The organism is Nocardia sp. NPDC047648, from assembly GCF_040642815.1.
Taxonomy (GTDB): domain Bacteria; phylum Actinomycetota; class Actinomycetes; order Mycobacteriales; family Mycobacteriaceae; genus Nocardia; species Nocardia gamkensis.
Genome location: NZ_JBEYSX010000005.1, coordinates 154,717 through 179,370 on the forward strand (window position 1 = coordinate 154,717; position 24,654 = coordinate 179,370).

The window sequence follows — 24,654 nt, forward strand, 5'->3', positions numbered from 1 at the left end:
CCGCCCGGCGGTCATCGCGGAGCACCGTCACTGCCTGCCGCCGAACGCGCGAGCGCCGGCTCCGTTTCGTCGAGTTCGCCCAGCCAGCGCCGTATCTCGGCCGCGACGGCCGAGGTGGCCGCTCCGATGATCGAGAAATGATCGGCGTCGAGCTCGACCGTCTCGCCGGTGTGCAGCCAGGCCGGCACCGGCTCGGCCAGGTCCAGCCCCGGCAGCGGTGTCGCGGCCCGCAGGTCGAACGTCGGCGCGGTGATCGGCAACGGCAGGCGTTGCTCGAACAGACGCGCGTATTTCGCCATCGCGACCAGACCGTGATCCGCGACCTCGGTGACCTCGTGTCCCAGGTCGAGGACCGAGCCGATCGCGCTCAGCAGCACCCGGCGGTTCTGCTCCGGATCGTCGGGTGAATACGTGTCCAGCAGGATCACCGCGGCCGGGCCGCGCCCGTCGCGCTCGAGCCGATGCGCCAGCGCGTGCGCGATCGCGCCGCCCGCCGAATAGCCCAGGAGCACGACCGGCCGGTCGTCGCCGCGGTTGCGCACCGCCGCCGCCAGGTGTTCCAGCAGCACGTCCCAGGATTCGGGCAGCGCCTCGCCGGGCTGCGTGCCGGGCAGGCGCAGCGCCGCGATCGTCCGGTCGGCGCCGAGTTCCCTGGCCAGCCGGGCGAACTGGTGCGGCCCGGTGCCGACCACGAACGACGGGACACAGAGCAGGGTCGCCGGTCCGGTGGCCCTGCTCAGCGGAATCGGCGCCGGTTCCGCCACATCGGTGAAGGTGTCCACGAGTTCTGCGCCCGCCAGCAGCATCGGAATCGCGGCGCCGACTCGGCCGCGCCGGTGCGCGGCCAGCACCAGCTCGGTGAGCGCGCCCCTGGATCCGGTTTCCACGGGCACCGCCACCGCGGTGGCGGGCGCGTCCACGGGGGCCATCTCCGCAATCCGGGAAGTCACGTACGCCGCGAGAGCTTCGCCGGTGGGATGGTCGAAGACGAGTGTCGACGGCAGCGTCAGCCCGGTGGCCTCGGCCAAGCGATTGCGGAACTCGATGCCCGCCAGCGAGTCGAATCCCAATTCCGTGAACGGAGCCCGTGGATCGATCGCGTCGCCGGAGGCGTGGCCGAGGCTCGCCGCGATGTGCTCGCGCACCGCGGCGAGCACCACGCCGTGGTGCTCGGCTTCGGCGGTCACGGCCAGCTGCCGGGCCAGCGACCGCACTCCGCCTGCCCGGCGCGGCGCGGCGGTGACCAGGGAACCGAGCATCCTGGGCAACGCGCCCGCCGCGGCGAGGGCGTTGAGCACCGCGGGATCCAGACGCACGCCGACACCGGTCGGCTCACCCGCGGCTATGGCGCTGTCCAGCAACGACATTCCGTAGTCGTCGTCGAGCGGTATCAGACCCTCGCGGCGCATCCGTGCGATGTCGGTACCGGTGAGGGTGCTCGTCATTCCGCTGTCCGCGCGCCACGGTCCCCACGCGAGCGAGGTGGCGGGCAGTCCGCGCTGGTGCCGGTGCTGCGCGAGCGCGTCGAGGAAGGCGTTCGCCGCCGCGTAGTTGGCCTGGCCCGGGCTGCCGATCGTGCCCGCGAACGAGGAGAACAGCACGAACATCGACAACTCGAGTGCGGCGGTGGCTTCGTGCAGGTGCCAGGCCGCGTCGGCCTTGGGCCGCAGGACGGCGGCGAGCCGCGCCGGGGTGAGGTCGGTCAGCAGTCCGTCGGCGAGGGAACCCGCGGTGTGCACGACGGCGGTCAGCGGATGCTCCGGCGGGACGGTCGACAGCAGCCGGTCGACCGCAGCCCGGTCGCTCACGTCACAAGCCAGCACCTCCACGTGTGCGCCGAGCTCGATCAGTTCCGCCGCCAACTCCGCGGCGCCCGGCGCGTCCGGACCGCGCCTGCTCGCCAGCAGCACCCTGCGCACACCGTGCTCGGCGACCAGGTGCCGGGCGGTGAGCCCGCCGAGGCTTCCGGTGCCGCCGGTGATCAGCACCGTGCCGTCGGGATTCGGGCGCGGAGCCGGTCTTCCGTGCGGGCCGGCCACGCTCCGGCTCAACCGGGGCACGTACACGGCGTCGTCACGCACGGCCGCCTGGGCTTCGTCGGCCATGGCCAGCAGAAGCGCGACGGCACGGCGGTATCCCGCCCAGTCCGCCACGTCGAGAAGGAGGATCCGGCCCGGGTTCTCGTGCTGCCCGCTGCGCAGCAGTCCCCACACCGCCGCGCCGGCAAGGTCCACCGGCGCTGTCGGTGTCACCGCGACCGCCCCGCGGGTGACGACGACGACACGGTCGTGGCGGGTCAGGAGTTCGGTGATCCGTTCCGCCGTATCGGCCAGCCGGGTGCGCACCAGATCGGGCATGTCGCTGTCCACCGGTGTGTCCTCGACCCGGAGCACCGCGACGGAACCTCCGTCGACGCGCACGATCTCGTCGGCGCCGGCAAGCGCCCAGTGCTCGTCCGCGCCGAGTCCGGCGCGCTCCCCGGCCGGCAGCGGCACCCACCGGAGCCGATACGGATCGTGCCCGGTGCGGGCGGCGCCGGCGGACCGCAGCGTGTCGATCGGGATCGGGCGCATGGTCAACGCCGCGACCCGGAAGATCTGCTCCCCGTCCGCATCGGTGAGGGTCACCGTGATCGGCTGGTTGTCCCTGTCCCCGGATCGGTGCTCGGCCGCGGCCAACCGTACCCGCGCCGCGCCCGCGCCCACGGCGTGCAGGTCCACGTCCTCCCACGAGTAAGGCACGTAGATCTCGTCCGCGGCGGGTTCGCCCGTGAGCCCGGTGAACCGTATCGCGTGCAGCGCGGCATCCAGCAGGGCCGGATGCAGCCCGAAGCGGTCGGTCGCCGAATTCTCCTGTCCGGGTAGGCGCACTTCGGCGAAGACCTCGTCGTCGCGCCGCCACAGTGCGGTCAATCCCTGGAACAACGGCCCGTGTCCGTAGCCGCGGTCGGCGAACTCGGTGTACATGTCGCTGACGTCCACCGGCAGCGCCCCTACCGGCGGCCATGGTTCCACCGTCGCGCTCGTCTCGGGCGAGGTCGGCTGCGCGACAAGGGATCCGGTGGCGTGCCGGATCCATTCCGCCTGTTCCGGTGCGCCGGCGCGATGTGGACGCGAATACACCGACACCGCACGCGCGCCGGTGTCGTCGGGGCCGTCCGCCAGCACCCGCACTTCGACCGAGCCGTCGGCCGGGACCGCCAATGGCGCCGTCACCACGAGCTCGGCCAGGCGCGGATTGCCGGTCATCGCACCGAGGTACAGCGCCAGCTCGGCGAAGGCCGTCCCCGGCAACAGCACGGTTCCGCCGATCATGTGGTCGGCCAGCCACGGATGGCTCGACAGCGACAAACGGCCGGTCGCCACCACACCGCGGGAGTCCGGCAGCCAGACGGCGGCGCCGAGCAGCGGATGGTCGACATCGTCCAGGCCGGAGGACCGCACGTCGGGGGTGTGCTCGGTGGCGGCGAGCCAATACCGCTGATGATCGAACGCGTACGTCGGCAACGGAACCCGGCGCGCCGAACTGCCTTCCCACAGCGGTTGCCAGTCCACCGCCACCCCGGCGACGTGCGCGCGGGCCAGGAAGGTCACGAAGTGCCGTGCTTCCGCTCCCACGCGGCGGGCTGCGGCGGCGGTCAGCAGGCCGCTCGCGGCCTCGTCCCCGAGGCAGCCGCGGGTCATGGCCGTGAGCACGGCGTCCGGACCTATCTCGAGGAACCGGCGCACGCCGGTGTCGGCCAGCGCCCGGATACCGGGCGCGAACCGGACCGCGGCGCGGATCTGCCCGACCCAGTACTCCGGCTCGGTGAAGGTCTCCCCCACCGCCCCGGTCACATTCGACACGATCGGCACCAGCGGTTGCCGGTAGGTCAGCTCCGCGGCGACGGCGCGGAACCCGGCCAGCGCCGGTTCCATCCGCGCGGAGTGGAATGCGTGGCTCACCTTCAGCCGCGTCGTCTTGTGCCCCTGCGCCGCGATGGTCCGTTCCAGTTCGCCGATCGCGTCGTCGTCACCGGAGAGCACCACCGACTCCGGTCCGTTCACCGCGGCGATCGAGGCGCGGTCGCCGAATCCGGTGAGCAGCCGCGCCGCATCGGTTTCGGAGACGGACACCGCCAGCATGGCTCCGCCCTCCGGCAGCGCACCCATCAAGCGTCCGCGCGCCGCCACCAGCGCGCACGCGTCCGGCAGCGACCACACCCCCGCCACGTACGCCGCCACCAGCTCACCGATGGAGTGCCCGATCAGCACGTCCGGGAACACGCCGAACGACTCCACCAACCGGAACATCGCCACCTCGAACGCGAACAACGCGGGCTGCGTCCACTCCGTCCGATCCAGCACACCCGACCGATCGGCGAACATCACCTCCCGCAACGACGGCGCCGGATCGCCGGTCGGAGGCGTCTGCGCCGCACCGGAGTTCGTCCGCAGCCGGTCGAATTCGGCGCACACTTCGTCCAGCGCCTGGGCGAAGACGGGGTAGGTCGAGTACAGCTCGGCACCCATGCCCGCTCGCTGCGAGCCCTGGCCGGTGAACAGGAACGCGGTCCTGCCCGAGCCGGCCGTTCCCTCGATCACACCGGACCCAGGACCGGCCGCCAATTCGGCGAGTCCGGCCAGCAATTGCTCCCGATCGTCGCCGACGACGGCGCCGCGCCATTCCAGCTGCGCGCGGGTCTGCACCAGCGATCGTCCGATGGAATCGGCGTCGGCGTCCGAATGCTCGACCGCCCAGGCGCGCAGCCGGTCGGCCTGTGCCCGCAGACCGGCCTCCGATTTCGCCGACACCACCCACGCGATCACGCCGTCCGGCTCGGATCCGCGGTCGCGCGCGGCGGGCAGGCGGTCGCGCGCGGGCGCTTCTTCGACGACGACGTGCGCGTTCGTCCCGCTGATCCCGAACGACGACACCCCCGCACGCCGCACCCGCTCCCCGGCAGGCCAGGGCTCCGCCTCGGTCAGCAACCGCACCGAACCCGCCGACCAATCCACATGCGGCGAAGGGGCATCCACGTGCAGCGTCTTCGGCAGCATCTCGTGCCGCAGCGCCTGCACCATCTTGATCACGCCGCCCACGCCCGAGGCCGCGACGGAATGGCCGATATTCGACTTCAGCGAGCCGATCCGCACGGGTTCCCGCCGGCCCTGGCCGTAGGTCGCGATCAAGGCCTGCGCTTCGATGGGATCGCCCAGCGGGGTTCCCGTCCCGTGTGCCTCCACCGCGTCGACGTCGGCCGGCTCCAAGCCCGCCGCGGCCAGCGCCGCCGCGATCACCCGCTCCTGCGAGGGACCGTTCGGCGCGGTCAGCCCGTTCGACGCACCGTCCTGGTTCACCGCCGAACCCCGGATCACCGCCAGCACCTCGTGGCCCGACCGCCGGGCGTCCGAGAGTCGTTCCAGGGCCAGCACGCCGACCCCTTCCGACCAACCGACGCCGTCCGCGGCGGCGGCGAAGGATTTGCACCGCCCGTCGGTGGCCAGCCCCCGCTGCCGCGCGAAGTCCACGTACAGCTCCGGGCTGCCCGACACGGTGACTCCGCCCGCCAGCGCCAGCGACGTCTCCCCGTTCCGCAGCGCCTGGCAGGCCAGGTGCAGCGCCACCAGCGAGGACGAGCACGCCGTGTCCACCGTCATGGCCGGGCCCTGCAAGCCGAGGACATAGGCCACCCGTCCCGAGGTGACGCTGTCGGAATTGCCGGTCATCCGGAAGCCCTCGTACGCACCGACAACCCGCTCGGAATAGCCGGACGGAGTGGCGCCGACGAAGACTCCGGTGTCACTGCCGCGCAGCGCGGTCGGATCGATGCCCGCGTCTTCCAGGGCTTCCCAGGCGGCCTCCAGCATCAGCCGCTGCTGCGGATCCATGGCCGTCGCCTCACGGGGGCCGATTCCGAAGAAGGCGGGGTCGAACGCGCCCGCGTCGGTGAGGAATCCGCCTTCGCGCACGTAGGTGGTGCCGGGTTGGTCCGGGTCCGGATGGTAGAGCCGATCGAGGTCCCAGCCGCGGTCCGTGGGGAAGGGCGTGATCGCGTCCGTACCCGAGACCAGAAGCTGCCACAGCTGCTCCGCCGAACCCACGCCGCCGGGATACCGGCAGCTCATTCCGACGATGGCGATCGGCTCGTCGACCCGGGTCCGCGGCGTCACCCGCGCCGGGCGTGGTCGCGCGGCCGGCGCATCCCCGATCCTGGACACGAGGAACTCCGCCACCGCACGGGCGCTCGGATGATCGAACACCAGGGTCGAGGGCAGCGACAGGCCGGTGGCCTGGGCGAGCCGGTTCCGGAATTCCACACCGGCCAGCGAGTCGAAACCCAGCTCGGTGAACGCGGTCTCGGGGTCGATCGCCTCAGCGGTGGCGTGCCCGAGTACCGCGGCCGCCTGTTCCCGGGTGACGGCCAAGGCCACTTCGGCGCGGTCGGCGGGCGTGGCCGAGGCCAGCCGTCCGACCGGCTCCCCGCCGGTGCGGCCCGGCCGCGCGAGCGCACTCAGCAGTGCGGGCAAGGCTCCCGCCTCGGCCTGTTCCGCCAGTCCCGATCGATCGAATTCCGCGCCGATCACCAGCGCCGACCCCGCGGTGAGCGAAGCGTCGAACAGCGACAACCCCGTCGTGTCGCCGAGCGGGCGGAAACCCAAGCGCCGCAGCCGTTCCAACCCCGCCGGACCGAGGTCGGCGGTCATCCCGGTGCCCGCGTTCCACGGGCCCCAGGCCACCGATACGGCGGGCAGGCCCACGGTGCGGCGCAGCCGGACCACCGCGTCGGCGAACGAGTTCGCCGCCGCGTAGTTGCCCTGCCCGGGGGAACCGGCCAGCCCGGCGACCGATGAGAAAACCACGAACGCCGAGACATTCGCGTCCCGGGTCGCGTCGTGCAGCAGCCAGGTCCCGTCCACCTTCGGGCGCAGCACGCGGTCCACCTGCGCGGCGGTCAGGGTCTCGATCGTCCCGTCGTCGACCACACCCGCGGCATGCACGATGCCGGACAGCGGGAACTCCTCGGGTACCGCGGCCAAGACCGCGGCCAGGTCGTCGCGATCCGCGATGTCACACGCCTCGACGTCCACCCGGGCGCCCAGCGCCGACAGGTCCGCGAGGAGTTCGGGGACCCCCGCGGCGTCCCGACCGCGTCGGGAGACCAGCAGGAGCCGCCGAATCCCGTGCTCGGTCACCAAATGTCGCGCGATCAGCGCGCCCAGACCGCTGGTGCCGCCGGTCACCAGAACCGTGCCCGCCCCGAAGGAGATCGCCTCCGTTTCCCGCGCCGCCGCGATCCGGCGCACGCGGGGCGCCGACAACCGGCCGTCGCGCACCGCGACCTGCGGTTCACCCGCGGCCAGCACCGCCGACACCGTCCCGGCGTCGATATCGCCGTCCCGGTCGAGGAGCACGATCCGGCCCGGATGTTCCGCCTGTACGCTGCGCAGCAGACCCGCGACAGCGGCGGCCGCCGGGTCGGGCGATTCACCTGGCAACCCGAGCGCGTTACGGGTGACCACGACCAGCCGGGCCGCGCCGTACCGCGTATCGGTGAGCCACGATCGCGCCAGTTCCACGGTCCGCGTGACCCATTGCCGTGCCGCGTCAGCCGGGTCGGCGTCCACCGTGTCGGCGGTCTCGGCCACCCACACGATCGTCGCCGTGTCCGAACCGTCGTCGTCCGGTTCGCGTGGGCCGGTGACGCGCAGGTCGATTCCCGCCACGCTGCCCGCGCCGAGCATCGCCATCGATCCCGCAGGCCCGGCGTCGCCGGTGGGCACCGGCACCCACTCCATCCCGTGCAGCGGCACCGGCGCGGTATTCGACCGGACCCGCTCCACCGTGCGCCGCTCGACCGGATGCACCACCACGGAGTCCACGCTCAGTACCGGTGCGCCGGTCTCGTCCACCACATCCATCCGGATCCGGTAACCGCCGGACAGCACCGCGCGAACCCGCACCGGCCCGGAGCCCGACCGGACCGTCCGCAGCCCACCGACCGTGACCGGCAGCGGCACCCGTCCGGCGGGCAGGTCGTCCATGACGAAGTCGAGCGCGGGGTGCAGACAGGCGTCGAACAACGCGGGGTGGATGCCGTAGCCCGATGCCTGTGCGGCGGTGGCGTCGTCCAGCGCTACCTCGGCGAACACCTCGTCGCCGCGCCGCCAAGCCGCGCGCATGCCGCGGAAAGCGGGACCGTAATCCATGCCGAGGTGCGCGATCCGGCGATAGATCGCCTGTTCGTCGAGCTCTTCGGCGCCCGCGGGCGGCCAGACCCGATCCCAGCCGGTGGAGTGGCCGGGGCCGTGGTCGGCGGCGAGCACGCCACCGGCATGGGGCACCCAGGCCTCGGCGTCGTCGGAGTCCGCGGTCCTGGAGTAGAGGGTGAAGCGCCGCCGTCCGCCTGCTTCGGGCGCACCGACCGACACCTGCACGTCGACCGCGTGCTCCCCGAGGACGAGCGGGATGTCCAGCTGCATCTCCTCCACCGAGCGTACGTCGAGGCGATCGCCGATCGCCGACATCAGTTCGAGGTACGTCGTCGCCGGGACCACCGGTGTACCGAACACCACGTGGTCGGCGACCCACGGATGCCGGGCATCCGACAGCTGCCCGGTGAACAGCCATTCGTCCTTGCCCGCGACCGGGACCGCGTCCAGCAGGATCGGATGGTCGATGGCGCCGGCCGCGACCGGCCGGACCACGTCCAGCCAAAAGCGGCGACGCTGGAAGGCATAGGTAGGCAAGGGAAGACGCCTCGGGGACCGGCCCGCGAGCAAGGGCTCCCAGTCCACCTCGATGCCGCTGTTGTGGGCGTGGGCCAGGAAGGTCAGGAAATGCCGCACCTCGTCGGCGTCGCGCCGTCCGGCCGCCGCGACCACTGACCGGGATCCGATCTCCTCGGGCAGGCACTGTCGCGTCATCGCCGCCAGCACGGCGTCGGGCCCCAGCTCCAGGAATCGCCGGACGCCCAGGTCCACCAGGGTGTCGACGCCCTGGGCGTAGCGGACGGTGTCGCGCACGTGACCGGCCCAGTACAGGGAGTCGGCGAACGCCTCGCCGCCGACGACCCCGAACACGTTGGAGATCACCGGCAGCAGCGAAGTCCCGTAAGCGACTTCGGCGGCCAACGCCTCGAATTCCGGCAGCATGGGCTCCATCAGCGCCGAGTGGAACGCGTGACTGACCCGCAACCTGGTTGTCCTGACCCCGTCGGCGGCGAGCGCGGGCTCGAGTTCGGCGATGGCGTCCTCCGTGCCGGAGAACACGATCGCCGACGGGCCGTTGACCGCCGCGATGGACAGCCGCCCGCGGAATCCGGCGATGGCTTCGGCCGCCCGCTCCTGCGGAAGCGCGGCCGCGAGCATGGCGCCGCCTTCGGGTAACCCGCCCATCAACCGCCCCCGCGCCGCCACCAACGCACACGCATCCGCGGTAGACCACACCCCCGCCACATACGCCGCGACCAACTCACCGATCGAATGACCGATCAACACATCCGCAGTGATGCCGAACGACTCCACCAACCGGAACAACGCCACCTCATAGGCGAACAACGCAGGCTGAGTGAACTCCGTCCGATGCACCAAATCCCCACCCGCCACCCCGAACACAACATCCCGCAACGAAACACCCAACAGGCGATCGAACTCCCCACACAACTCATCGAACACCCCCGCGAACACCGGAAACGCCGCATACAACCCCGCACCCATACCCACCCGCTGCGCACCCTGACCCGTGAACAAGAACGCGATCTTGCCGCCCACCGGCGCGCCTTCCGCCACACCCGGCGACGAGACACCCGCCGCGAGATCCGCCAGACCGGTCAGCATGGCCTCCCGGTCGCCCGCGACGACGACGCCGCGCCGATCGAACCGCGTGCGCGTGGTCAGCAGGGTGTGCGCGACGTCCGCCGGGTCCGCCTCCGGATGCGCCGCCACCCAGTCGCGCAGCCGCCCGGCCTGCGCGCGCAGGCCCGCTTCGGTTTTCGCCGACACCACCAGCGGCACCATGTTCGCGCCCGCGGCGGGAGTGTCCGTCGTGACCGGCGCGGCGGCGTGCTCCGCGGCGGCCTCCTCGAGGATCAGGTGCGCGTTGGTGCCGCTGATGCCGAACGAGGACACGCCGGCCCGGCGCACCCGGTCCACCGACGCGGGCCACGGCCGTTCCTCGGTGAGCAGCCGCACCGATCCCGCCGACCAATCCACATGCGGCGAGGGCGCGTCCACGTGCAGCGTCTTCGGCAATGCCTCGTGCCGCAGCGCCTGCACGATCTTGATCACGCCGCCGATTCCCGAGGCGGCCTGCGAATGACCGATATTCGATTTCAGGGAACCGACCCACAACGGTTCCGCGCGCCCTTGTCCGTATGTCGCGATCAACGCCTGCGCCTCGATCGGATCACCCAGCGGCGTCCCCGTGCCGTGCGCCTCCACCACATCCACATCCGCGGGCGCCAGCCCCGCAGCGGCCAGCGCCGCCGCGATCACCCGCTCCTGCGACGGACCGTTCGGCGCGGTCAAACCATTGCTCGCACCGTCCTGATTCACCGCCGAACCACGAATAACCGCCAGCACCTCGTGCCCCGCGCGCCGCGCGTCCGACAAACGCTCCAACACCAGCACACCGACACCCTCGGACCAGCCCACGCCGTCGGCCGACGCGGAGAACGCCTTACAGCGCCCGTCGCGTGACAAGCCGCGCTGGCGGGAGAACTCCAAGAACATGAACGGCGTAGACATCACCTGCGCGCCACTGGCCAGCACCAGCGAACTCTCCCCTTGGCGCAGTGCCTGACAGGCCAGATGGATGGCCACCAGCGACGACGAACACGCCGTGTCCACGGTGACCGCCGGACCTTCCAACCCCAGCGTGTAGGCCACCCGGCCGGAGAGCACGCTGCTGGTCGAGCCGGTGCCGACATAACCTTCCGCGATCGCGCCCGCGGCTTTGGCGATCTCCTCGTAGTCCTGGTACGACACGCCGGTGAAGACGCCTGCGTCGCTGCCCCGCAACGACGCCGGGTCGATGCCGGCGTGCTCCAGTGCTTCCCACGACGCCTCGAGCAGCAAGCGCTGCTGCGGATCCATGGCCGCCGCCTCGCGCGGCCCGATCCCGAAGAACCCCGCGTCGAACTCCGCGACTTCGGCGAGGAAGCCGCCGTACCGCAGATACGAGGTCCCTGAGTGATCGGGGTCGGGATGGAACAGCCGGTCCAGATCCCAGCCGCGGTCGGCCGGGAACTCGCCGATCGCATCCGTTCCGGCCGCCACCAGCTCCCACAGTCCGTCGGGTGAGCTGACGCCGCCCGGGTACCGGCAGCTCATTCCCACGATCGCGATGGGCTCGTCGGTGCGGGCGCGGCGTTTGACCCGGGCGGCGCGGCCCGCGTCGGCCTCGTCCCCGTCGCCGACCCGGGAGCGCACGAACGTGGCCACCGCCGCGGCGGTGGGGTGGTCGAACACCAGCGTGGACGGCAGCTGAACGCCGGTGGCCTTGGCGAGACGATTACGGAACTCGACCCCGGCCAGCGAATCGAAGCCGAGTTCGGTGAACGGCGCGGTGGGATCGACGGCGTCGCCGGAGATATGGCCGAGCACACCGGCGACTTGTTCGCGCACGACGTCCAGCACGATCGCCGCACGATCGTGTTCCGGCGCGGCGGCCAGGCGCCGCGCCAATGTCCCGCTCGTGTCCGCGGCCCGCCGCACGGGCATCGCGACGATCGACTGCAACAGCCGCGGGAGCGTCCCTTCGCGGGCCTGCACCGCCAGCGCCTCGGTATCGAACTCCGTCGCGATCAGGACCGGCGACGGCGCGGCGACGGCGCGATCGAACAGCGCCAAGCCGTCCGCTGTCGTCAACGGCCGCACGCCGAGACGGCCCATCCGCGCCATCGCCGCACCGCCCAGACCGCTGGTCATGCCGATGCTCTGGTTCCACGAGCCCCATGCGATCGATACCGCGGGCAAGCCCGCCGCGCGCCGCCGGAACGCCAGCGCGTCCAGGAACGCGTTCGCCGCCGCGTAGTTGCCCTGGCCGGGGGAGCCCACCACACCCGCGACCGAAGAGAACAGCACAAATGCCGCGAGGTCGCGGGTCAGCTCGTGCAGATGCCACGCGGCGTCGGCCTTCGACGCCAGCACGCGGTCGAGCTGCCCGGTGGTCAAGGTCTCGATGGTGGCGTCGTCGAGTACACCCGCGGAATGGATCACCGCGCTGGGCGCGAATTCGCCGGGCAGTCCAGCCAGCAGCGCCGCGACCGCGGCCCGATCGCTCACGTCGCAGGCCGCCACGCGCACCTGCGCGCCCGCGGCGGTCAGCTCGCTCACCAGCGTGGGCACCCCGTCGGCGTGTTCACCGCGCCGCGATACCAGCACCAGTCGCCGCACGCCGTGCGTGGCGACGACGTGCCGCGCCAGCTCCGCGCCCAGTCCGCCGGTGCCGCCGGTGATCAGCACCGCGCCCGCGCCGAACGAATTGCCGTCCGCGGTGACCGCCGCGTGCTGTTTGCGCAGTCGCGGGACGCGCAGGCCGCCGCCGCGCACGGCCAGCTGCGGCTCGTCCGACCGCACCGCCGCGGTGACCATCTCAGCGGTGACCTCGTCCTCCGGGGAAGCGTCGAGGAGAACGAACCGGCCGGGGTGCTCGGCCTGGGCACTGCGCACCAGACCGCACACCGCGGCACCGGCCGGGTCCGGCCGCTCGTCGGGCAGACCGACGGCTGCTCGGGTCAGGATCACCAGCCGCGACTCGTGCCCTCCCCCGGCCTGCCACGATTGCAACAGCTCCAGTGTCGCCCGCAGGCAGTCTCGCGTCCGTGCCATCACGTCGCTTTCGGCCCCGGCTGGCGACCACACGACGATCTCCGGCGCCTGCTCGCCGAGCAGATCGGCGAGTTCCGCGCCGCGGAGTTCGGCACCGGTCACGTCGGCGTCGCCGAGCAGCGCCACCGTCGCGGCCGTTCCGCCCGGGGCCGGCGACACCGGTACCCATTCGATGTCCGACAGGGAGGCGCGCCGCCCGGCTCCGCGGCCGAGCGCCTCGGCGTCCACCGGGCGAGCGGTGAGCGATTCCAGGCTCAGCACGGGCGCACCGGTCTCGTCGACGGCGGTCACCCGGACGCGTCCGGCGCCCGAGCGCTCCAGCCGCACCCGGATGGCGTCCGCCCCCGCGCGGTACAGCCGGGCGCCGCCGAACGAGAACGGCAGCGGCAGCCTGCCCGCGGGCATGTCCTGGGCGAGTTCGGTGATCGCGGTGTGGAAGGCGGCGTCCAGCAGGGCTGGGTGCATCCCGAAAGCCGATGCCTGCGCGCCGGATTCGGCCGGAAGCGACACCTCCGCGAGTAAGTCGTCACCGTCGCGCCAGGCCGATGTGACGCCCTGGAACACCGGACCGTAATCGAACCCGAGGCGCGCCAGCTGGTCGTAGAGCCGGTCGACGGGCACCGGTTCGGCCCCGGCCGGCGGCCATTCCGCGTCCGCCGCCGAGGCGGCCCATCCCGATTCGACCCACGCGGGCACACCGTCCGTCCCGGGGGCGAGGACGCCGTTGGCATGCGGCACCCACTCGCCCGCATCGGCATCCTCGGCCGCGATCGCGCGCGAATAGACGACGAACCGGCGCGCACCCGCTTCGTCGGCGGGTTCGACGGTCAACTGGATATCGACCGCGGTGTCGTCGGCGAGCAGCAGCGGCGCCTCCAGCAGCAGCTCCTCGACGAGGCCGGTGCCGAGCCGGGCGCCCGCGCTCAGCGCCAGTTCTATGAAGGCGGTGCCCGGCAGCAGCACCGACCCGAAGGCGACGTGGTCGGCCAGCCACGGATGCGTCCGCACCGACAGCCGGCCGGTGAACAGCCATTCGTCCCGCCCGGCCAACGGCACGGCGCCGGTGAGCATCGGATGATCCGATGACTTCAGTGACGCCTCGATCGCGAGCGGTTCCAACCAGTACCGCTGTCGTTGGAACGCGTACGTCGGCAACGCCACACGGGTCAGCGGCCGACCGGCGAACAGCGGCCGCCAGTGCACGTCGATACCGGCGGTGTGGGCGTGCGCGAGCATGGTGACGTACTGCGTCACCTCGTCGGCCGAGCGACGTGACGCTGCGGTCACCATCGACTCGGCTTCCGCCTCCGGATGTTCGGCCAGGCACCGGCGTGTCGTCGCCGCGAGCACCGCGTCGGGACCGATTTCGACGAAGCGGCGGACCCCGGCGGCCACCAGGGTGTCCACGCCCGGCGCGAACCGCACACAACCGCGCAACTGCTCGACCCAGTAGCCCGGTTCGGTGAGTTCGGCCTCGGTGAGCATGCCGGAAACATTCGACACCACCGCGACCGTCGGCGTCCGGTAGGTCAGCCGCTGGGCGACGGCGCGGAATTCGGCCAGCATGGGATCCATTCGCGCGGAATGGAACGCGTGGCTGACCCGCAGCCGGGATGTCTTGACGCCCGCATCCGACAGCTGTCGCTCGACCCGATCGACGGCGTCCGCGTCACCGGAGATCACCACCGACGACGGGCCGTTGACCGCCGCGACCGACAGCGCGTCCCCGTGGGCGGCGGTGAGCTCGACGGCGCGCTGCTCGGTCACCGCGGCCGCGAGCATGGCGCCGCCTTCGGGTAACCCGCCCATCAACCGCCCCCGCGCCGCCACCAACGCACACGCATCCGCGGTAGACCACACCCCCGCCACATACGCCGCGACCAACTCACCGATCGAATGACCGATCAACACATCCGCAGTGATGCCGAACGACTCCACCAACCGGAACAACGCCACCTCATAGGCGAACAACGCAGGCTGAGTGAACTCCGTCCGATGCACCAAATCCCCACCCGCCACCCCGAACACAACATCCCGCAACGAAACACCCAACAGGCGATCGAACTCCCCACACAACTCATCGAACACCCCCGCGAACACCGGGAACGCCGCATACAACCCCGCCCCCATACCCACCCGCTGCGCACCCTGACCCGTGAACAAGAACGCCGTCTTCCCGGATAGGGCCACACCATCGAGCGCACCGCTCGCGGTGCCGGCGGCCAGCTCCGCCAACCCGGCAAGCAACTCGTCTTTGTCTCGGCCGACCACCGCGGCGCGGCGGTTCCACTGCGCCCTGGTCTCGATCAGCGCGGAGGCCACGCTCCACGGGTCGGCGTCAGGATGCCCGAGCAGCCACTCGTGCAACCGCGCCGCTTGGGCGCGCAGCGCCTCCTCGGTCTTCGCGGATACGAGCAACGGGACGGCGCCCGCCGCGCAGGCGGGACCGGTGTCGCTGTCCTCGGTCTCGTCGCCGGAGGCCGGCGCGGGCGCTTCCTCCAGGATCACATGCGCGTTGGTCCCACTGATCCCGAACGACGACACACCCGCGCGGCGCACCCGATCACCCGCGGGCCACACTTCCGCCTGCGTCAGCAACCGCACCGATCCCGCCGACCAATCCACATGCGGCGAGGGCGCGTCCACGTGCAGCGTCTTCGGCAATGCCTCGTGCCGCAGCGCCTGCACCATCTTGATCATGCCGCCGACACCCGCCGCGGCCTGTGAATGGCCGATGTTCGACTTCAGCGATCCGATGCGCAGCGGCTCGTCGCGCTGCTGTCCGTACGCGGCGATCAGTGCCTGCGCCTCGATCGGATCACCCAGCGAGGTGCCCGTGCCGTGCGCCTCCACCGCGTCCACATCCGCGGGCGCCAGCCCCGCCGCGGCCAGCGCCGCCGCGATCACCCGCTCCTGCGATGGACCGTTCGGCGCGGTCAAACCATTGCTCGCACCGTCCTGATTCACCGCCGAACCACGAATAACCGCCAGCACCTCGTGCCCCGCGCGCCGCGCGTCCGACAAACGCTCCAACACCAGCACACCCACGCCCTCGCCCCAGCCCACGCCGTCGGCCGACGCGGAGAACGCCTTACAGCGCCCGTCCGGTGACAACCCGCGCTGACGGGAGAATTCGATGAACAGGAACGGCGTCGACATCACCGTGACGCCACCGGCCAGCACGAGGGATGTCTCGCCGCGGCGCAGCGCCTGACAGGCCAGATGGATGGCAACCAGCGACGACGAACACGCCGTATCCACCGACACGGCGGGGCCTTCCAGGCCCAGCGTGTAGGCCACCCGGCCGGAGACCACGCTGCCCGTCGAACCGATTCCCGCGTAGCCCTCCGCGACCGGTCCGGCCGCTCTGGCGGTGTGCTCGTAGTCCTCGTACATCACGCCCGCGAACACGCCGGTATCGCTGCCCCGCAGCGAGGTCGGGGCGATTCCGGCGTTCTCCAGGGCTTCCCAGGAAGCCTCCAGCAGCAGGCGCTGCTGCGGATCCATGGCCGCCGCCTCCCGGGGGCCGATGCCGAAGAATCCCGCGTCGAAGTCCCCCGCGTCCCGCAGGAAGCCGCCGGAGCGCGTGTACACCTTTCCGAAGCGGTCGGGGTCCGGATCGAACAGCCCCTCCGGGTCCCAGCCCCGGTCGGCGGGGAACCCACCCACGGCGTCCGCTTCTCCCGCGACCAGCTCCCACAACTGCTCCGGCGATTCGGCCCCGCCTGGATACCGGCAGCTCATGCCGACGATCGCGATCGGCTCGTCGATCTTCTCCCGCAGCTGGGTCAGATCGTCGCGCGTCGTCATGAGTTCGACGGTGACCTTCTTCAGGTACTCCAACATGCGGTCGGACGAGTCGCCAGCGCCGTTGTCCACGTTTCACATCCCGGGTTTCGCAGGGTCGACAAAGAAGCCCGGCGTCGCGAGCAGCGGCGCGGGTTCGCAAGAACTGCCGAGTGTTCGGTCAGGTAGCGGTGACGAAGCAGCCGGTCGAGGCGCACGCCAGCGGCAGACGAGGCCGACGCGCGCCGCAACCGCGCATTTCCGCGGAGGAATGTTTCTCCACGGTTATCAAGACGGACATCTCAACGTTACCGTCAGTGACGGAAAAGCCGACACAGCGGAGCATCCTGTGTACCACGGATCTTTATCCGAGGCGAGCACCTTACTTCCCAGAGCTGAGAAGACGAATCCATAGCACATTTGCATTCTTTCTTCGGCAGGCAAAGCGCCAGGACAACCGTCCAGTCGCGTGCTGAGCGTTAGCCTGCCAGCCGTTCTGCTTTCCCGCAAGTGATCCGCGAACCGCTTGTTCCCGCAAAGATCCGGCGCGCCTTCCGCGGGCCACCGAGGTCGAATCAGGGCGCCCGCGGCCCCGAAGCGGCGACGCGAATCCCCGCAACGGACCGGTTGCAGCTAAGGCAGGTGCGAACGCCGAGCGTGCGCGCCACTTCGCCGGATGGGCGCGGACCACGGCCGAGAACCTGGGCCTCGCTGCGGGTCAGGGGCCGCGGCGGCGTCCCGCCCGAGCGAAGCACATCGGCCGGCTCCTGACCACGCCGCGAAGCGACGCGCCAGAACCGTTTGCTGAAGACCGGGGCCCGACCGGCTCTGACCAGCGGCCGATTTGCCTCCTGAGATTTACTCTCGCCGAATACGAAAGGCGCGCCCGATTCATTTGCGCCCTCCATTCCGAAAGGCTACGCAATGGGTATTCAATATCGAGCGCACCGCGATCTACCAACTTCGAAACCGGGAATACCGCACGATCTCGGACCGATCCGCAATGGATTCTCCCCATCGTTCTATATAGACGAGATTTCACTGCATTGCATAACGATCAGTTTTGTTCACACCATTGAACAAAAGTCCGTTGGATGTTCAATGAATACTCGTGGAGACGGACAGCGGCGACAGGAGAATTCGATCGCGAATCGATCACATACCGGACTACCGAAAAGCCCGTCAGTTCCCCAGCAAGGGCGTGCCCCTCGGCGGCTGCCCCCCTCGGGCGGCACACCAGACGCGGGTCCGGCCGGTTCACGCCGGACCAGCTGCGGCGCGAACTGTTCGAAGTCACGGCGCCACGCCTGGCAGCGGCTGCGCGGCCCTGCGGAACCAACGACGACCGGATCGGCGGTGGCGGCGAAGCGTTCCTCCGGGATCCCCCGTCGAAAAAGTCTGAGGCAGTGGTTTTCTCGGTTCGTCACAACATTCGATCCGGCCGCGCGGTCCCAGCGGTCGGCTCGGAAGAGGCCCGGAAACCCCGATGCCTACCGGGCAGCGGGTGCGCGGGCCGCTCGGTGGGCATACCGCCGCGCGCCGGGGACGTACGCGCCGGACAGGGGCGGGTTGCCGGATCCCGCCAGGCGGGCAGAAACGCGTGGCGGCCGGTGCTCCCGTCGAGCAGGCGGGTCGCGCCGGCACAAGCCGAAGCCGGAGCCCACTTGGTGGCCCCAGCAGCTGCGCGAGGTACTGCTCGACGTCGAGGAGGGTGCCGATCTGGTGATGGTCGAACCCGCCGGACGCTACCTCGACGTTGTACGGCGGGTGGCCGACGCGGTGGATGTGCCCGTCGCCACCTCCCAGGTCCAGGCGCCGCGGCCATCCGGATGTTTCGTCTCGGGAATGCCGAAGATCATGACTTGCCGATGGCCATCATGATCTCGACATGACCGTGTGACAGGTGTCTTGCACCAGCCTTCTCGGACAGCGGGCATCTCGTCGAAAGGTGCGTCGCACTCAACTCGCGCCATTGCTGGATCGAAATGCGTGGTTCGCGCGGTTGTCGAGCGGATTGCGAGGGCACGGACGCTTGTTGCCGCGCCGTTCGGATTACTGGTTGCCGGCGACGGACGGTTCGCCTCTCATATCGAATTTTCCGGGGGCCTTCGCCCGGCCGGAGCGGTGCTGTCGTGGGCCTATGGGTGGTATAGCACCGCGCACACCAGTTTTCACTTGCCGCGGAGTATCGGGTCGCACGGACAAGCCCAACGCGTCAGGCAATATGACCGACCAGGGGCAACCCACGGAAACAAGGGCATCGTCGCGACTCGCGTCGAAGCCCACCGTGTGCTCGACGAGATCCTGGGCAACGCCACCGATCTGCCGATCACCGAGCACGCCACAGACGCCCCCACCAGCCGGCTGGCTTTTCAGGTTCGCAGGACGGGGGCCAGCGCGTGGACGAGCCGGTCGGCGTACGCCGGGTCGATCGGCGCGCCGCTGACGAGGAGCCTGTAGTAGAGGGCGCCGTAGATCAGGTCGATGACGACGTCGGCGTCGAGGTCGGCCGGGAGTTGGCCGTCGGTGATCCCGGCGGCGATGAGCCGGCTCACGTCGGCGCGTCGGCCGTCGATGAACCGTTCGCGTAGTGCGGTGGCGAGTTCGGGGTCGTGCTGGGCGGCTGCGACCAGGGCTATGAAGGGGCGACGAGCCTCGGGCGTGTTCATCAACTGCGCCACGCGCCGGACCTGGATCCGTAGTCGGGTCAGGGCATCGCCGTCGTCGGGGGTTGCCATGCGGTCGGCGAAGGCGTCGGTGAAGGCGTCCATCAACACCGCCGCTTTGGTCGGCCACCACCGGTAGATGGTGTTCTTGCTGACACCGGCTCGCGCGGCGATGTCGTCCATGCTCAGCGCGGGTAGCCCACGGTCGGTCAGCAGTTCCCGCGCTGCGGTGAGTACCGCGCGGCGTGATCGCTCGCTACGTGGTCGTCCCGGCCCGCGCGCACCCATCGACTCCGCCATGGCACTAGGTTAGCATTTTAGATACGATATGGTCAGTATCGTAAATATGGCCTGGTAAGGAGTTCTTCATGAACACTGATCGAGTGTGGCTGGTAACCGGTGCGTCGTCGGGATTCGGCTATGAGCTCAGCCGGGCAGTGGCAGCCGGCGGTGGCCGGGTGGTCGCGACGGCGCGCAATCCCGAGCGATCGCAGTCGTTGCGGGAGCTGGCGGCGGCCCATCCCGGTCGGGTCCTGGTCGTGCCGTTGGATGTCACCGACGCCGAGCAGGCCCGGCGGGCGGTGGCGCAGGCTGTGGAAAGTTTCGGCGGCCTGGATGTCGTGGTGAACAATGCGGGCTACGGGGTTTTCGGGGCGCTGGAGGAGATCCCCGACAGTGCGGTACGGGCGGCCTTCGAGACGAATGTGTTCGGATCGCTCAACGTGATCCGTGCCTGCTTGCCGGTCATGCGTGCGCAGAAAAGCGGCCATATCGTGCAGATCTCGTCGGTGGCCGGTGTCGCCGCCCCCTCGCCGGGTTTGGGTCTCTACGCGGCCACCAAGTTCACCGTCGAGGGCATGAACGAGGGCCTGGCGAAGGAAGTCGCGCACCTCGGCATCTCGGTAACGATCGTCGATCCCGGCATGTTCGGCACGAATTTCGTTGCCGCACTGGACATTACGCCCGTGCGGCAACCCGACTACGCCGACAGCGTCGAGGCGGCGCTCGAGCGCCTGAGCAATCTCGACCCGAGCGCGTACGGTGACCCCTCCCATGCGGCACAGCAGATCGTCGCCGCCGTCGAATCCCCCGCGCCGCCATTGCGACTGCCGCTGGGCCTCGACGCTGTCACCGCGATCCACACGAAGCTGACCGACCAACTCGCCGCGCTACCCGAACCGGTCGCCGGCGCCTGAACGGGTGGGCTGAGACTACCGGGACCCCCGCTTCCTCGTACCGGTCCTGCCCGGTGAGCACAACCCCCGAGACGAACATCGCGTCGAGGTACTCGGCGTCGGCAGCCCGGCGAAACCAGGCTTCGGCTTCCCTGGCCTGGCCCTCAGGAGATCCGGCGCGTCGGCGCGGCGCCGATCCGCGTTTGTCGAAGCACTCGGTGGGTCCCTAGGGCGCATGGCCGGATCGCGCAAGGGTGCCTATCGGGTCGTCGAGGTCGGACCCGGCTGGTCCCCGGACTCCCTGTCCGGTGCACCTGCGTGGCTGACCACCTCTTCGAGGGACATGGTCAGGGCGAATCACCGGAGGACAGGCTTCGGTCGAAAACCGTAGTATCGCTGCACCATTCGCTCGTATACGCGGCCCGGAAGCAGCCTTCGTGTCCAGAAGGACAAGCGGACGTCACGGCCGCACAGGTAGGTCTGCCGTGGCCGGTCCGAGGCCAGGATCGTCACGACCTTGCGGGCCACGGCAGTGGCGGGCTGGCCCGCGGCCAGGTAGCCGCGTACCAGGTTCAGCACGGCGGCACGGTCGCGGTCGTAGGCGGCGATCGGCCGCGAGACGTGTACCGCCGTGTCGATGATCGGGGTGACGGTCCACCCCGGGATGAGTACCGACACATGGACGCCCGTCCCGGCGGCCTCCGTCCGCGCGGCTTCGCCGATCCGCTCCACAGCGGCCTTCGTGGCGGAATACCAGCCACCGTAGGGCTCGGCGACAGCGCCCGCACCCGAACTCACGACGATCACGCGGCCCGCCCCTCGAGCGCGGAACAACGGCAGCACCGCGCGCAGTACGCGGTGCGTGCCGAGGACATTGGTGTCGTAGAGCGCCGCGGCCTCCTCGGGTGTGGTCTCCTCGACCGCGCCGACGACGCCGTATGCCGCGAACGTGACGACTGCCTGGATGCTGCCGTGCCTGGCATGCACGTCGCGAACCCAGCGGTTCACCGCCTCTTCGTCGCGGACGTCGACCCGCGCGATTCCGGACGCGGCGACTCGGTCGCATCCTTCGACCGTGTACCCCAGCTCCGCGAGATGGTGCATGGTAGCCGCGCCCATGCCGTTGGCGGCTCCGGTGACGAGCACGACCGTCACGCGGCACACACCTTCAGTACGCGCGGCAGGATCTCCAGCCGCGCCGACTCCACCATCGTGATCTCGCCGTCCAGTTCCAGCGGCGCCGGACGATCCGGCCGCAGCTCCACGACCGAATCTCGATGGCATACCGCCAGGCGCGACCGCCGGAATCGGCCCGCGTACAGGCCCGCGACCAAGCCGAGCGTCCGGAGCCTCCCCGCCTCGGCCCAGATGTTCACGTCGAACCGGCCGTCGGCGCGCGTGACCGCCGTGTCGTAACGCATGCCGCCCGCGAAGTGCACGCTCTTGAGCACGCCGATGTTGGTGATCGGGGCCGCATGGCTCCAGTCGCGGCCACGCACCGCGACCGGCAACGGCCGATGGGTGGCGATGGTGGTCAGCGCGGTGGCGAGAATGGCCGCCTCCACGCTGCGCGCCTTGAGCCAGCCGACCACCCCGGTGGCCTGGTTGAACGAATGATTGCCCGCGGCGACCAGTCCCATACTCGCGTTGAGCAAGAAATAGCGCACGGCGCGCGTGCCGTCGGCCAGCAGTACGCCGGCCTTGCCCACGTCGACGAGTTCGGTGCGCGCGGCGTCGATTCGCACGGGAACGGCCCCGATACGCCCGCTGTCGGGCACCGGTTTGTGGAAGTCGTTCGAGCTGCCCAGTCCCACCGCACCCAAAGCGGAGCCGGGGGCGTGCGGGCGGTCGGTGGCCGGGTCCATGAGCGCGTTCAGCACCAGGTTCACCATGCCGTCGCCGCCCGCGGCGACGAGCACAGACGGCGGATCCGGCCGGGTGACGGCCGCTCGCACGAGATCGGTGGCGTGCCGTGCGTCGGCGGGCAGTTCGACCGACAGATCCGAGTGACGGGCGCGCAGCGCGGATTCCACCGGCTCCCAGCGTCGCAGCGCGGTGCCCGCGTTCGCGCGCGGGTTCAGGACGACGAGCACGAATCCTCCTCGATGCCGAGCCATCGGCGTAGTGCGCGATGGTCTCCCGTGCTGACCAGCCCGGTCCGGGCCACGGCTGGTGGTATATCGGTGGCGCGCGCGCCGACCAGGAAGACCGGGATGCCCAGCTGCGCGGCCGGGCCATCATGGGCCGGGTCGTTGCCGACCATGACGCAGTCGGCCGCGACCGCGCCCAGCCGGTCGAGCAGCTCGCGATAGAACTCGAGCCGCGGCTTGGCGCGGCGCATGGAGTCACCGCTGGTGACGAAGGCGAACGAGGTGAGATCGAGTCCGCCCCAGCGGATCCTGGCCTCGACGGTGCTGCGCGGCCACAGCGGATTGGTCGCGACCACTTGCCGCGCCCCCGCCTCGGCCAGCCCGCGCACCGTCGCCACCGCCGCAGGGCGCGGCGGGAAACACGCGCGCAACCGGGCGAATTCGACCTCCGCGAGCCGGGCCAGGCGGTCGGTGACGACGTCGCGGCCGGTGCCGAGGCGTTCGGCGAGCAGCCGGACCATCAGCTCGGTGTTGGTGTGGTCGCTGTCGTTGGCCCGCACGTCACCCAGCGTGCGGCGCAGTAGCGGTAAGAAACGATGCGGTGGAACCAGATCGCGGAACGCCCAGGCAGCGCCCGCGGGCATCAGCGTCGCGAAGGCGCGCCGCCGCTGCCCGATCAACGTGCCGTCCAGATCCCACAGGACGGTCGCTCGTGAACTCATTCCTGGCTGTCCAGTACCGCTTGGAGATCGGCTCTGGTCAGCCCGAGGCGAGCGGCGTAGTCGTCGATGCCGGGTGGCGCGGACCGCGCACCGCCGAGTCCGGTACGCGACCGGAGTTCACCGGCGTATGCCGCGCCGAGGTCGTAGACCGTCTTGGCCAGTGCGGCGGGGAACAGCCACCGGCCGAGGTCACGCTGGAACACCCGGGTCAGCCGGTAGGGCGCGATCAGCCGGGCGCCGACGGCGGCCAGAGCGCCCGGGTCGCGCAGCGAACTCATCCGGGCCGCCTCCACACCGGGGACCAGCAGCAGCCCGGACCACAGCCGCCCGAAGCCGTCCAGTTTCTCCCGCGCGTCGGCGGTCATGTTGAATTCGGTGTAGGCCTTCTCGATCCGGGAGGTGTGGGTGGAACGGCTGCGCAGTAGCGTGTGCGCGTCGGCGACCTTGCGCGTGGTGTCGGCGCGGGTGAATCGGTCCACGCGCGGCGCGATCCGCTCCAGCAGCGCCGCGAAGTCGGGGTTCGGCACCAAACGGTGTGCGAGCGCGAGGGCGTGGTACATCAGACTCTCGCTGCCCGCCGCCGCGACCCGGTCGGCAAGCAGGTCGTAGTCCAGGTCCGCGCCCGCGTATCGGGCCAGGTTCCAGATGTCGCCGAGTTCGCGTACGCCGGTCTTGTAGTAGGGCAGGTGGATACCCAGATGGTGCAGGTTGTCCTCGTGCGCCATCGCCCAGGCGGGTACGCCGTGGAAGTCGATGGGCCGCACGCGGTTCCAGATCGCGGTGTAGTCCACCGTGTAGGGCGCCAGAGGTGTGATCAGTCCCCAGTGCGTGCCCACCACGAGCGCGCCGTCGCGCGAGACGAACGACGGCAGGTGGTGAGATCGCTCGACCCGCACCTTGGGCGCCTTGCCCAGCAACTCCGAAGTCGCGAACAGGCCGAGTTCCCGGTAGATCTCGACGGCCGTGGCGATCTGGTCCGGTTCCAGCAGAATGTCCAGGTCGTTCATGCGCTTGTAGCGCGGGTCGCGGTAGATCTCGGTGGCGAAGAGCATGCCCTTGAGCACCACGCAGCGCACGCCCCGTTCGTCGAACCGCCGTAACAGCCCGACCGCCGCGGCCAGGCGGCGGTCGTTCGCGGTCGCGATCCGTTCGGTGGCGGCGTCGAACCGTACCCGGACCAGCGGCGGCACGAGCTCGTACACCTCGGCGGCGATCAGGGAGCGCCGCGACAGCGGAACGGTCGCGTTGAGTTGCGCCAGCTCGAAGAAGGCCGCCCAGTCGGTGACCCGGTGGGCCAGCTCGACCAGTTCGGCGCGTTCTTCTCCGGTGGGTGCGGCCAGCGCGGCGTGCACCAGCAGCCGTTCGGCGTCCGTTCCGCCCGCGGCGATCACGGTGTCGGGCAT

The 24,654-nt window shown here is 70.7% G+C and carries 7 protein-coding genes and 1 pseudogene; 2 read left to right on the forward strand and 6 right to left on the reverse strand.

The window, feature by feature from the left end; genetic code table 11:
* Positions 1-11: 11 nt before the first annotated feature.
* Positions 12-16,691, reverse strand: coding sequence for a type I polyketide synthase (locus tag ABZ803_RS13555; protein WP_357036661.1), 16,680 nt, complete (start codon positions 16,689-16,691; stop codon positions 12-14).
* 1,581 nt (positions 16,692-18,272) lie between these two features.
* On the opposite strand from ABZ803_RS13555, the pseudogene ABZ803_RS13560 reads away from it, so the two are divergent.
* Positions 18,273-18,395, forward strand: a pseudogene (locus ABZ803_RS13560) (porphobilinogen synthase); the annotation flags it as partial.
* 575 nt (positions 18,396-18,970) lie between these two features.
* Here the strand turns inward: ABZ803_RS13560 and ABZ803_RS13565 are convergent.
* A complete protein-coding gene (locus ABZ803_RS13565) occupies positions 18,971-19,564 on the reverse strand; it encodes a TetR/AcrR family transcriptional regulator (protein WP_357036663.1) in 594 nt (197 codons plus the stop codon).
* 68 nt (positions 19,565-19,632) lie between these two features.
* Here ABZ803_RS13565 and ABZ803_RS13570 point away from each other — a divergent pair, with 68 nt between their 5' ends.
* Entirely contained in the window at positions 19,633-20,460 is an 828-nt protein-coding gene (locus ABZ803_RS13570) for an SDR family NAD(P)-dependent oxidoreductase (protein WP_357036666.1), read from the forward strand.
* Positions 20,461-20,796: 336 nt separating this feature from the next.
* Here ABZ803_RS13570 and ABZ803_RS13575 read toward each other — a convergent pair whose 3' ends face one another.
* The 4 genes from ABZ803_RS13575 to ABZ803_RS13590 are packed head-to-tail and all read right to left on the reverse strand — an operon-like array spanning position 20,797 to position 24,654.
* On the reverse strand, positions 20,797-21,594 hold the full coding sequence (locus ABZ803_RS13575; RefSeq protein ID WP_357036669.1) for an SDR family NAD(P)-dependent oxidoreductase: 798 nt from the start codon (positions 21,592-21,594) through the stop codon (positions 20,797-20,799).
* Positions 21,591-22,532, reverse strand: coding sequence for a diacylglycerol kinase family protein (locus tag ABZ803_RS13580; RefSeq protein WP_357036672.1), 942 nt, complete (start codon positions 22,530-22,532; stop codon positions 21,591-21,593). The genes ABZ803_RS13575 and ABZ803_RS13580 overlap by 4 nt, the downstream gene beginning before the upstream one ends.
* Positions 22,517-23,251, reverse strand: a complete 735-nt coding sequence (locus tag ABZ803_RS13585; protein WP_357036675.1) for an HAD family hydrolase — start codon at positions 23,249-23,251, stop codon at positions 22,517-22,519. Before ABZ803_RS13585 ends, ABZ803_RS13580 begins: the two co-directional genes overlap by 16 nt.
* Positions 23,248-24,654 (reverse strand): nucleotidyltransferase family protein, encoded by a 1,407-nt coding sequence (locus ABZ803_RS13590; RefSeq protein ID WP_357036678.1) that lies wholly within the window; start codon positions 24,652-24,654, stop codon positions 23,248-23,250. Before ABZ803_RS13590 ends, ABZ803_RS13585 begins: the two co-directional genes overlap by 4 nt.

What these genes read in the sequence shown, in the direction of transcription:
- ABZ803_RS13570 (WP_357036666.1), top strand. Translation starts at nt 19,633, where the DNA reads ATGAACACTGATCGAGTGTGGCTGGTAACCGGTGCGTCGTCGGGATTC.
- ABZ803_RS13585 (WP_357036675.1), bottom strand. Translation starts at nt 23,251, where the DNA reads ATGAGTTCACGAGCGACCGTCCTGTGGGATCTGGACGGCACGTTGATC.
- ABZ803_RS13565 (WP_357036663.1), bottom strand. Translation starts at nt 19,564, where the DNA reads ATGGCGGAGTCGATGGGTGCGCGCGGGCCGGGACGACCACGTAGCGAG.
- ABZ803_RS13590 (WP_357036678.1), bottom strand. Translation starts at nt 24,654, where the DNA reads ATGCCCGACACCGTGATCGCCGCGGGCGGAACGGACGCCGAACGGCTG.